The organism is Desulfobulbaceae bacterium (assembly GCA_013792005.1).
Lineage (GTDB): Bacteria > Desulfobacterota > Desulfobulbia > Desulfobulbales > VMSU01 > VMSU01.
In genome coordinates this window covers 1-11,111 of record VMSU01000125.1, presented here as the reverse complement: position 1 = coordinate 11,111, position 11,111 = coordinate 1, and the positions used below count along the sequence as shown (strand labels likewise).

Sequence of the window (11,111 nt, the reverse complement as noted above, 5' to 3'; positions counted from 1 at the left end):
TAGTGATTCTGGGAGGTGATGGCACTCTGCTTCATGTGGCGGATCAAGCGAGCCGCTTCGAAATTCCTGTGGTGGGGATTAATTTGGGTGACTTGGGGTTTCTGACCGAGGTGGCCAAGGATGAACGTTTTCAGGCGCTCGAGGCCATCGTTAATGGGGAATTCACCATTGAGAGGCGGATGATGCTCAAGGTGAGACTTGTTGGGGCAAGTGAGAAAACTGATTGGCAATACGCCTTAAATGATGTGGTGGTCAGTAAGGGGAAGCTCGGGAGGCTGCTTGCGCTCTCAACCTGGGCCGATGATGAACTGATTACCACTTACCGTGCCGATGGGCTGATATTTTCTACCCCCACCGGGGCCACAGCCTATAATCTTTCGGCAGGCGGACCCATTGTCCATCCTGGCCTGCCGTCTATTCTGGTGACGCCAATCTGCCCGTTCATGCTGGACAGCCGGCCTGTGCTGCTGCCGCCTGATATCCGACTCTCCTCTCGATTGGTATCCTATGACGATACGGAAGTTCAGATCATTATCGATGGTCGGATTGTTTGGGACATGACGGGCGATCACGCGCTGGAAATTATGGCTTCCGAACGGACTCTTCAATTGATCGGTTCTTCGCGTCAGGGGTATTTCGAGATATTGCGGAATAAACTAGGCTGGGGGACTCTGTCTCGTAGTAAGAGGGTGAACCCCCAGGCTGGTGGGTAGCTCATGAATTTTATAGAAATTTTCTTGGTGGTTATTTCACTACCAAGCGTGTTTGTGTCCTGATAACCCTTTGCTTCAGCCGTCCGACCGTTTGATCTGAAATTTTTTCATCTTGTATTGCAGAAGGCTCTTGGTGATCCCGAGTTTTTTTGCGGCTTGAGTCTGGACGAAATTGGTTTCCTCCAGTGCTCTGTTGAGCATTTTCCCTTCAATTTCATTTAAGACATCGGTTAGCTTGGCATCGTCTGGGATCAGATCAAGGTTCAGATTGACGTAATTCTCTTCACTGCTAGAAACAACTCCGGACAGAGGTTGGACATCTTCGGGCTCGATCACTGGTCCCTGGCAGAGGACTGTCGCTCGTTCGATGGTGTTTTCGAGTTCTCTGACATTGCCATCCCATGGGAGCGTGGTAAGAAAGCGTAAGGTCTGTTGCGCAATGGTCAGATTGGGTCTACCACTTTGGGAAGCATATTTTCTTACGAAGTGCTCAGCCAGGATTGGAATATCGTCTTGACGTTCTCGTAAGGGGGGAAGGGGAAGGTGAATAACGTTCAATCGATAGTAGAGATCTTCGCGGAAGGTTCCTTGCGCTACTTCGTCTTTTAAGTCTTTGTTGGTGGCCGCAACAATTCGGACATCCACTTGGATGGTTTTGTTGGCGCCGATTCGTTCAAATGTTTTTTCTTGAATTACCCGGAGCAGTTTGGCCTGGAGGGACAGGGGCATGTCTCCTATTTCATCGAGAAAAATGGTGCCGGTGTCAGCTGCCTCAAATTTTCCTTTGCGCATGGCAACGGCGCCGGTAAATGCCCCCCGTTCGTGGCCGAAAAACTCGCTTTCAAGGAGTGCTTCAGGCAGTGCGGCGCAATTTACTGAGATAAATGGCGCTGTGTTCCTGGTGCTGTTGTAATGAATGGCCCGGGCGACTAGCTCTTTGCCGGTCCCAGATTCGCCAGTAATCAGAACGGTGGACTGGGTCGGTGCTACCCGTTCGATAAGGTTGTAAAGTTGGAGCATGGATTTGTTTTTGCCAATGAGCTGATCAAAACGGTAGCGTTTGCTTATCTCCTTCTGTAGTCGCTGGTTCTCCTGGGCAAGTGAGTAGTGTTCGATGGCCTTGTTGGCGCAGGCCAGAAGCTCTTCGGTATTGAAGGGCTTGGTTAAATAATTGAAAGCCCCGAGCTGCATGGCGCGAACTGCTTTCTCCACTTCACCATAAGCGGTAATCATGATAACCGGAATAGTGCCGCTGAATTCCTTGATTGCCTGAAGCAGGGCGAAGCCGTCCATGCCGGGCATCTGCATGTCGGTAATTACCAGGTTGATGTCATTGTTTTTTACCAAATCGAGGGCTTGTTGACCGTTATCGGCAGTCATAGTCTCAAAGCCTTCGTCTTTGAGGAATTCTCCTAGGACAATTTGGTAGTTGGGCTCATCGTCGACAATCAGAATAGTGTGCATTGTTGGTGTTGGGTATGGGGGCGGTCAAGGTGATTCTTGCCGCGCTTGATTTTTGCTGATGCGAGATTTGAGTTCGGTAAGAAGGTGGGCGGGCACTCGGCGTTTGCCGCCGGCTTCACCTAACGGGGACTTGTCTCCCTCTCGTCCATGGAAGTCACTGCCGCCAGTAACAATCAATCGGGAAGTATGACAGAGTTTGAGTAAAAACTGTACTGTTTTTTCAGAATTCATGGGGTGATAGGTCTCAATGCCGCACAGTCCATCATCCATGAGTTGTCGAATTAAGGAGGTAAGGTCTTGCTCGGTGATTTTTAGCGACCCTGGATGGGCAAGGACCGCGACTCCTCCGGCATTGGAGATCATAGCGATAGCCTGGCGGACAGGGAGGAGTTCTCGGCTGGCATAGGCTGCGCCATTCTTGCGGAGGAACTTGGCAAAGGCTTCCTGTTCGTTACGGACAATGCCATTGTCAACCAGAGCTTTGGCGATGTGCGGGCGACCGGTCTGGCCTCGTCCTTGAGGGAGGTCATCAAAGGAAATTGGCAGGTTGAAGCCTTGGAGTTTGTCGAGTATCCGTCGATTCCGGTCTTGACGAGCCGCCTGGATTAATTGGAGGCCAGAGATCAACGAAGGGGTGTTCTGTTGCAGGCCGAAACCTAGGATGTGTAGCGAACGGTCTTGGTGGTGGGCGGTGATTTCGACACCGGGAATGATTTCAATTCCTGCCTTTTTTCCAGCGAGTATGGCGTCTGGGTAGGCGTCCATCGTGTCGTGATCTGTTATTGAGATGGCAGAAATACCTTTGTCGCGGGCTTTCGAGATGATATCTGCTGGGCTTGAGGTTCCATCGGACAGGGTAGAGTGAATATGGAGGTCGATGTGTGACATTAGGGTGGGAGTGGTTTGGTTAGGTGTTTTTTTTGCGAGTTGGGTAAGGTTGAGAAAAAAATTCAATGAGATGGTAAATTTTGCTAGAATGATTTTGATCATGATTAGCAGTGCGCTACCCTAGGCAATTGTACACTATACTTTTATTGCCGGGGAATGACAACACAGGCGAGTTCTTCTCTGCGCCGAAACTATGCACCTATGTAATTTAAGGAGATACTATGGCCCAGATTGATGCGTTTTTTAAGTTGATGCATGAGCAGGGGGCCTCTGATCTGCATATGGTTGCTGGCCAGCAACCGATTTTGCGAATCAGGGGTGAAATGGAAAAGATTAAGTATAATGTTCTTGAGAATGATGCGCTCCGTGCCCTGCTCTATGAAATTGTGACGGAAGAAAAGATTAAGGCCTTCGAGGAGTGTGGTGATATCGATTTCGGATATGAAATCCCAGGCATTGCTCGATACAGAGGCAACCTGTTCATGCAGAAATACGGTATTGGCGCGGTTTTTCGTGAGATACCCAGTGATATCCTGACGTGTGAACAACTTGGGTTGCCCAAGGTTGTTTCCAGGTTGTCGGCTTTGCCTAAAGGTATGGTTTTGGTCACCGGGCCTACCGGGAGTGGTAAGTCAACCACTCTGGCTGCTATTGTTGACGAGTCTAATAAGACCAGACGTGATCATATTTTGACCATCGAAGACCCCATCGAGTTTGTGCATAAAAGTCAGAAGTGTATCGTGAATCATCGTGAAGTTGGTCTTCATACCAAAAGTTTTTCTGCCGCTCTGCGTGGGGCTCTTCGCGAGGACCCGGATATTATTCTGGTAGGTGAAATGCGTGACCTGGAGACCATTGCTTTGGCTATGGAGGCGGCTATGACTGGTCATTTGGTTTTTGGCACTCTTCACACCTTGAATGCAGCGAAGACAGTTGATCGTATTATCGAAATTTTTCCCTCCACTCAGCAGGCCCAAGTGCGCTCAACGCTTGCTGATGCACTGAAGGCGGTGGTGTCGCAAACGTTGTTTAAGCGGATTGACAAAAAAGGTCGCTGTGCCGCGCTGGAGATTTTGATTTGTACCCCGGCGATTCGTAATCTGATTCGTGAGGGAAAGACTTTTCAGATTCCTTCTGCGATGCAGACTGGAAAAAAATATGGCATGCAAACTTTGGATGACGCTATCTTTGAGAACATGCAAAAAGGGTGGATTTCTGCCGAGGATGCCTACACCAATGCTATTGAAAAGTCAAAATTTGTTCCATTTCTGAAAAATCCGCCTCTTGATTTTGCCGATGCTTGATGTGTCGACCTTTCCTCCTCACGATGCCCCTTGCTCCTGGTGAGTCGGAGACAAGGGGCATCTTATCGATATGTTTCTACCTGAATGTTTTTGCCGTCGGTTGTGAAAAAGAGACTGCCGTGCTCGGCGGTATTCAGAATGGCGCTGTTTAATTTCTGATATCGGGCCACGATTGCAGGCGCGGGGAAATGTCCGTGTTGGTTCTGTCCGGCTGAAATCGCTACATATCGTGGGGCTACCGCTGTAAGGAAAGCGGAAGAGCTTGAAGTTGCACTGCCGTGATGTGGGGACACGAGGATATCCGCCTTGATCCCCGGATGGTTCAGCAATGAGTGTTCGCCTTCTTCTTCAATGTCACTGGGCAGGAGGAAGGCGACGTTGCCATGGGTAAGGCGCAGGACGAGGCTTTGGTTGTTGTCGGTTGCTCCTTTGTTGTTAGAAGTTGCGCGAAGTTGCCCGCCAGCGATGACCTTAAGTGAAATGTCTTCTGCCTGGTAGAGTTCCATTCCTGGTGTCGGAATCGTGGTCTTGATCTTGAGGTGAGTCGCTGTGGCGAGCATTTGATGGTAGCTTTTTTCATCGCTTTCGTAGCCGTTGATCCATAAGGTTTCTGGTTTGAATCGAGCCAAGAGGAATGGAATCCCGTTGTAGTGATCGGCGTCAGGGTGAGAGCAAATAATCATGGACAGTCGTTTTATCCCCTTGTGCCAAAGATAGGGGGCGATGAGGTTCTCTCCGGTATCGAATTCCTTGTTTGATCTTGCCTGTTTCCTTCCTCCATCAATCAAAATAGGATCACTTCCCGGCGCTTCGATGATTATGGCGCTGCCTTGTCCTACATCGAGAATGGTGACTTTTGTGTCATGGCTGGTGGAGTTGTTCTGCGTAAGAGGTGCAAGCAGCCAAAGGCCAAAGCAGCTGAGAAGGCCAAAAGAGAGTGCGCGGCGAGAGAGAATCGGCCATGAAGCGAACAGGATGAGTAGCAGGTACCAGCTCATGATCGCAGGAATCGAGGGAGGCGTGACCCAAAGGTAAAGCCAGGGAAGATGAGTAAAGAGGTCTGCGATGGCAAGAGAAGCAGTAATTCCTGGGCTGCCCACGGCGAAAAGCGCATGGGCGATAGGCGGGATTCCGATGAACAGGCATGCGACCAGGCCGATAATTAGCGACCACAGGCAGAGAATGGGTTCGATCAGTATGGTTGATATTGGGCTGGCCAGAGATATTCGATTAAAATGAAACGCGAGAACTGGCGCGGTGCCAATGGTTGCGGCAAGTGAAATGAGGAAGGAGGCTATGGTCCACTTTTTGACGGTAAAAACGATCCGTTTTTGTACGGACAGTTCTTTGTTTTCTATCGTACCTTGAGCCGCAATTTTTGCCAGGTAAGGAGAGAAGAGCGCGATTGAAGAAACGGCGGTGAAGGTAAGCTGAAACGACGCGGTGTAGAGCTGCGTTGGATTTGCTGCCAGGATAATCAAGGCGGCGATGGCAATATTGGTAGAAATTGACCATTGGCGGTCAAGCAAAAGGGCGGCAATGAAGACGGAGATCATGATTAAGGATCGAAGGACCGGCGGATTTGCTCCAGCAATCATGGTGTAAGCAGCGAGGGGTATGAGGGAGAGTAGCGCCGCAACTTTGGTGGCTGGCAGGTTGAGGAGGATCCATTCTGATCTTTTGAGCAGCCAAGAGATAATCCCTGTCGAGAATAGGGCGACAAGCGCCATGTGTAGCCCGGAAATGGAAAGAAGGTGAATGCTGCCGCTGGCCTTGAATGCTTCTTTTGTTTCAGGAGTGAGACTGCTGGAGTCACCGATAAGGATTGCTTTGTATACTCCAGCAGTCTGCGGGGGGAGTGAGGTGGTCAGAAATTGGCTAAGCTGAAATCGGAGGCGTTCCGGCAGGTAGCGCATTCGGCTGGCCCAAGAGGGGGGTGAAAGCTGGTTGACTTTCATGATCAGGGAAGGAGTTTTGATCCACCCTTTTACTCGAATGCCTTGATCTTCCAGGTATTGCTGGTAGTCGAAAACTCCTGGGGTGCCGAAGTTCGATACCGGGCCGATGGTTGTCCGGGCAATGAAATGGTCACCAGGTGTGATGTTGGCTGGGAATGAGGGAGCAGTTAGGAGTGCCAGGCCATGTGTCCCGGTCTCTCCTTTCTGGTCAATAAGGAGGTGCGTTGCCATCAGAACAGTTGTTTGTTCTGTGTTGGTTTCAGGGCAGTGGAGCAGAGTCCCGACCAGTGACACTTCTCGGCGTTCTTTGGCAAGGTGTGAGATGTGGGATGGATCTATTGGCGCTTGGGAGGTGATGGTGGCATGGACGCCGCCAATGCCGAAGAACAAGAGGCAGATCAGGTATGGAGTGAGTCGAGAAAGGTGTCTATTCACCATCAATAGCCAGGTGGCGATGAGGGCAATAGTTGTCACACTGCCTGTCACCGGCACCTGGGAGAATCGAGCCCAGGTGATGCCGGCGGCAAAGGCGATGGTGAGTGGGATGAGTGAGATCGGCAGAGGCGGATCAGTAAATAGTTTGGGTATCGGTGTAAGGCTTTAGCTTGTCGCGGCGACTGGAGTGGCGCAATCGGTTTAATGCCTTTTTTTCGATTTGACGAATACGTTCTCGAGAGACGTTGAAGCGTTTGCCGATCTCTTCCAACGTGTATTCAGCCTCTTCGCCGATGCCGAAGCGGAGGCGAATAATTTTTTCCTCTCGGGGGCTTAAGGTCATGAGAATGCTTTTGACCCGGTCTGCGAGTTCGTTGTTTTTGACTGATTCGTACGGGGAGGCGGAGTCCTTGTTCTCAAGGAAATCACCTAAGGTGCTGTCATCGTCGCCAACAGGAGTCTCGAGGGAAATCGGCTCTCTTGATGCCTCAAGGATAGCCAAGATCTTATCCATGGGCAGGCCGGTCTTTTCTGAAATCTCGATTGGGGTAGGTTCTCGGCCCAGCTCTTTTAATAGTGAGTAGAAGGCCTTAAAGAATTGGCTTCTGAGTTCAAGAAAGTGAACGGGCAGGCGGATGGTTCTAGTTTTATCAAGAATGGCGCGAGTTATAGCTTGTCTGATCCACCAGCTGGCGTAGGTGCTGAATTTATTACCCTTGGTGTAGTCGAAACGAAAAACAGCGCGCATCAGTCCCAGGTTGCCTTCTTGGATTAAGTCGGCTAAGCTCAGGCCTTGGTGCATATAGCGCTTGGCTATGCTGACTACAAGCCTCAAGTTGGCCTTGATCATGGCATCTTTGGCCCACTCGATGTTGCGAGTGTAGCTGGCGATTTTCTGATTCATGACCGAAAGTGTACCGATTTCAGGGTATTTGGCAGCAGTGGAGGCTATTGTGCGTACCATGAAGTTAAGGTGTTGTTTTTTTGGCTTCAGAGTGGGGTCACGTTTTTCCCACAGGGCGATTCTGCCAACTAAAAGCTGGGTTTCTGGCACACCTGAATCATCTGTGCGGATAGCTTCGATGATGGCGTCAAAACCACTACGGATAGCTTTACTGTATTTTTCTTCTTCTTCGGGGGTTAACAGCTCGAAGCGCCCCATCTCCCGGAGGTAGGTGGTGGTGGTTTCCTCCGGTTCCTGAAGGTCCGGCCCGTCTGGTCCTGACTCAGCCTGGAATATTAGAAAGTCACTGTCTTCCTCTGAGTAGTCGTCGGAGTCTTTCTTCTTTTGATCAGATTTTTCTTGAGTGACGACCTCGATATTTTGTTGATTAAGGAAATCGAAGATTTCATCAATGAATTCTGCGGTTTTTTCTTCTGGGATGAGGCTGTTAAGATAGGCGATCGAAATCTGCCCATCTTCTTTGCTGACCTCAAGGAGCTTGGCTTTGATCTCGGCAGGCACGAAGTGTTTTCTCCCGAATAATTAAGGGGTTAGGGGCAGGGGTACGATTGCCTTGGATGGCAAGCACGAAAAATACTTATTATAAAAATGTCGTTAGTAAAAAGCAACTAAAAAATCACTTTGTGCAAAGAAAAAATAGTAGTGATAGTTTTGTAACACCTTATATTTGAGGGTTATTTGTTTTTCAGAGCTTGACAGGCGATTTTTTTTTGAAGATATCTTTTTTAAAGATACAGCTGATGGTATCACAGGCTTATTAATTTGTGATGCCATCACACGATACGTGATTAATCAAGTGCATCATGAAATAAAGGATAAGTATTGTTATGGCGACGCGCACAGATAAAATTAAAAAAAAAATCGGTATTAAAAGCAGGTCAAGTGGAATCTTACTCCATATAACGTCGCTGCCAAGCCACTATGGAATAGGAGACCTCGGACCTGGTGCGATTAAATTTGTCGATTTTTTGGCGGATGCAGGGCAACGTCATTGGCAAATTCTTCCTCTCGGGCCTGTTAATCAAGTTTTTGGCTGTTCGCCCTATATGAGCCTTTCAGCCCTCGCTGGTAATTCACTTTTGATTAGTCCCGAGTTGTTGATGCAAGATGGATTACTTGAGGCGAAGGAACTTGAGGGAAAGCGAAATTTTTCTGAATACGTGGTTGATTTCCCTAACGTGATTGAGAGCAAGGAGGTCATGTTGCGGAAGGCTTTTACCCGCATTGAGGGCTCTGGATTAGAGGTTGCTTTTCGTGATTTTTGTCAATCTGAGTCCGAGTGGTTGCTAGATTATGCGTTGTTTATGACGATTCGTGAGCATGATGGGGAAAAACCTTGGTCTGAGTGGCCTGATCCCCTGCGGCGCAGAGATTCGTCGGCCCTTCGTGGTATTCAGGAAAAATATCCAGAGACAGTCGCTTGTTTTCAGTTTGAGCAGTTTATCTTTTTCCGGCAATGGTTTCAGTTGCGTGATTATGCTCATAGTAAAGGGATTTTGTTGATTGGGGATCTGCCGATATATGTTGGTCAGGATAGTGTTGATGTCTGGGCAAATCAAACATGTTTTGAACTTGATCCTATGACCAGTCTTCCAGTTCATGTGGCCGGAGTTCCGCCGGATTATTTCAGTGAAACCGGACAGCGATGGGGGAATCCACTCTATCGCTGGAAAGATGGGAATGTCGAGAATGAGGCCTTGTATGATTGGTGGCGTCGTCGTTTTCGTTTGAAAGCTCGAATGGTTGATAGTGTTCGAATCGATCATTTTCGTGGTTTTGAGTCGTATTGGCAAATTCCAGCGCATGAAAACACTGCAGTTAATGGTCGATGGATCAAGGGGCCTGGGGTGAAATTTTTTAAAAAAATTGCGGATGATATTGCCAGTTTACCGATCATTGCCGAGGATTTGGGGATTATTACTCCGGAAGTGATTAAGCTTCGAGATGCATTAGGATTTCCCGGGATGAAAATACTGCAATTTGCTTTTGATTCCGATCCAGAAAATTTGTATTTGCCTCATAATTTTGATTCTGTGAATTGTGTGGTGTTTACAGGCACCCATGACAACAATACTGTTTTTGGTTGGTATCTGGAAGATGCTTCAGAAGAGACACGTGTCCGGGTGAGGCGTTATGCTCATACCGACGGAAGAGAGATTCATTGGGACTTGATTCGTTTGGCTTTTTCTTCAGTTGCTTCGACAGCGCTTGTGCCGCTGCAGGATATCCTGGGCTTTGGTGGTGATTGCCGGATGAATATGCCTGGAACTGCTCATGGGAACTGGTCTTGGCGATGTGCCGATCACTTTCTTACCGAAGAATTGGCTGAAAAATTGCGAGATGAAAGTGAATTTTATGGCAGAAAGAGGTAGGTGGCGGTGAAGGTTTTGGCAGTGACAGGCAGCCCACGAAAAGGTGGTAATACGGAGACGTTAGTGGCTGCGATACTACGAGGGGTGACCAGTGCAGGGGGAGAGGTTGAGTCGATCAGACTTGTTGATTATACTATCGGACCTTGTATTGGTTGTGGTGGGTGCACTAAAACAGGACGATGCGTGATCAATGACGATATGCAGGCTCTTTATGGCAAGATCGATGGCGCTCAGGCAATCATTATTGCTTCGCCAGTATATTTTTATGCTCTGTCGGCCCAGACTAAGATATTTGTTGATCGTCTTCAGGCATTGTGGTCTCGAAAGAAGCTGTTGCTGGAAAGAAAGAGTTGGGTTCAGGATCTGAGCAGAAAAGGGTATTTGGTCTCACTTGCGGCGACTAATGGGGGCAAACTTTTTGTTGGATCGCAACTGTGTGCTGATTATGCATTTGATGCCATGGGGTTTGTTTGTGGGGGTGATTTTTTGGTACGTGGCGTTGATCAATGGGGGGCAATGAAGAAGATGGAGTCGAAGATGAAGGAGGCGGAATTGTTTGGTGAAGCACTCTGTTGTGGGACCATTTAGATGCATTTTTACAGTGTAAAGAAAACTTGGTCTTGACAAACAATATCTAATGATTTAAAAATGTGCCTCCAAATTTGATATGAATGGCCCCTTCGTCTAGTGGTCTAGGACGCTGGCCTCTCACGCCGGTAACACGGGTTCGAGTCCCGTAGGGGTCACCACTTAGTGAGACAAGGGATTCAGAGAATATCTGGATCCCTTTTTTTATGCCTAAGAATCTGTTCCCAACAGTATTCCCAACAGCTATGCTGCTTTTGCATTAAATAACATTAAATTTCACATAAGAGCCTCTTGCAAAATAAGCGTCGTGACGCGGGGTGACAAAAAATCTCCTGCCGATTTTTGACCTGTCGCTGACTAGTTCAGGTCGCAAAAAAACTTATTTGTCTGTTTTTTCGTTAATATTACTGATTTCTGGGCGCATT

8 protein-coding genes and 1 tRNA gene are annotated in these 11,111 nt (G+C 48.5%); 5 read left to right on the top strand and 4 right to left on the bottom strand.

All coding sequences use genetic code 11. The annotated features are described in order from the left end of the window. Positions 1 to 713, top strand: a 713-nt coding sequence (locus FP815_07370; GenBank protein MBA3014760.1) for an NAD(+)/NADH kinase, incomplete at its 5' end; no start/stop codon positions are given. A gap of 75 nt (positions 714 to 788) precedes the next feature. Here the strand turns inward: FP815_07370 and FP815_07365 are convergent. Beyond that, a complete protein-coding gene (locus FP815_07365) occupies positions 789 to 2,177 on the bottom strand; it encodes a sigma-54-dependent Fis family transcriptional regulator (protein ID MBA3014759.1) in 1,389 nt (462 codons plus the stop codon). A gap of 24 nt (positions 2,178 to 2,201) precedes the next feature. Further along, positions 2,202 to 3,167 (bottom strand): PHP domain-containing protein, encoded by a 966-nt coding sequence (locus tag FP815_07360; protein ID MBA3014758.1) that lies wholly within the window; start codon positions 3,165 to 3,167, stop codon positions 2,202 to 2,204. A 119-nt stretch (positions 3,168 to 3,286) separates the two neighbouring features. On the opposite strand from FP815_07360, the gene FP815_07355 reads away from it, so the two are divergent. Then, positions 3,287 to 4,369 carry a type IV pilus twitching motility protein PilT gene (locus FP815_07355; protein ID MBA3014757.1) on the top strand — a complete coding sequence of 361 codons (1,083 nt, stop codon included), beginning with the start codon at positions 3,287 to 3,289 and terminating at the stop codon, positions 4,367 to 4,369. A gap of 62 nt (positions 4,370 to 4,431) precedes the next feature. Here the strand turns inward: FP815_07355 and FP815_07350 are convergent, their stop codons facing one another. Both FP815_07350 and FP815_07345 read right to left on the bottom strand, forming a co-directional pair. Beyond that, positions 4,432 to 6,915, bottom strand: coding sequence for a DNA internalization-related competence protein ComEC/Rec2 (locus FP815_07350; protein ID MBA3014756.1), 2,484 nt, complete (start codon positions 6,913 to 6,915; stop codon positions 4,432 to 4,434). Continuing rightward, positions 6,896 to 8,227 carry a sigma-70 family RNA polymerase sigma factor gene (locus FP815_07345; GenBank protein ID MBA3014755.1) on the bottom strand — a complete coding sequence of 444 codons (1,332 nt, stop codon included), beginning with the start codon at positions 8,225 to 8,227 and terminating at the stop codon, positions 6,896 to 6,898. Before FP815_07345 ends, FP815_07350 begins: the two co-directional genes overlap by 20 nt. Positions 8,228 to 8,553: 326 nt before the next feature. On the opposite strand from FP815_07345, the gene malQ reads away from it, so the two are divergent. The 3 genes from malQ to FP815_07330 all read left to right on the top strand — a co-directional run bounded on the left by malQ (position 8,554) and on the right by FP815_07330 (position 10,847). Next, positions 8,554 to 10,098, top strand: a complete 1,545-nt coding sequence (gene malQ / locus FP815_07340) for a 4-alpha-glucanotransferase (GenBank protein ID MBA3014754.1) — start codon at positions 8,554 to 8,556, stop codon at positions 10,096 to 10,098. Next, positions 10,099 to 10,686 carry a flavodoxin family protein gene (locus FP815_07335; GenBank protein MBA3014753.1) on the top strand — a complete coding sequence of 196 codons (588 nt, stop codon included), beginning with the start codon at positions 10,099 to 10,101 and terminating at the stop codon, positions 10,684 to 10,686. An 85-nt stretch (positions 10,687 to 10,771) separates the two neighbouring features. Further along, positions 10,772 to 10,847 (top strand) — tRNA-Glu (locus FP815_07330). Positions 10,848 to 11,111 lie beyond the last annotated feature (264 nt).

Coding starts and splice junctions, on each gene's coding strand:
- FP815_07365 (MBA3014759.1), bottom strand. CDS start 2,177: ATGCACACTATTCTGATTGTCGACGATGAGCCCAACTACCAAATTGTC.
- FP815_07360 (MBA3014758.1), bottom strand. CDS start 3,167: ATGATCAAAATCATTCTAGCAAAATTTACCATCTCATTGAATTTTTTT.
- FP815_07355 (MBA3014757.1), top strand. CDS start 3,287: ATGGCCCAGATTGATGCGTTTTTTAAGTTGATGCATGAGCAGGGGGCC.
- malQ (MBA3014754.1), top strand. CDS start 8,554: ATGGCGACGCGCACAGATAAAATTAAAAAAAAAATCGGTATTAAAAGC.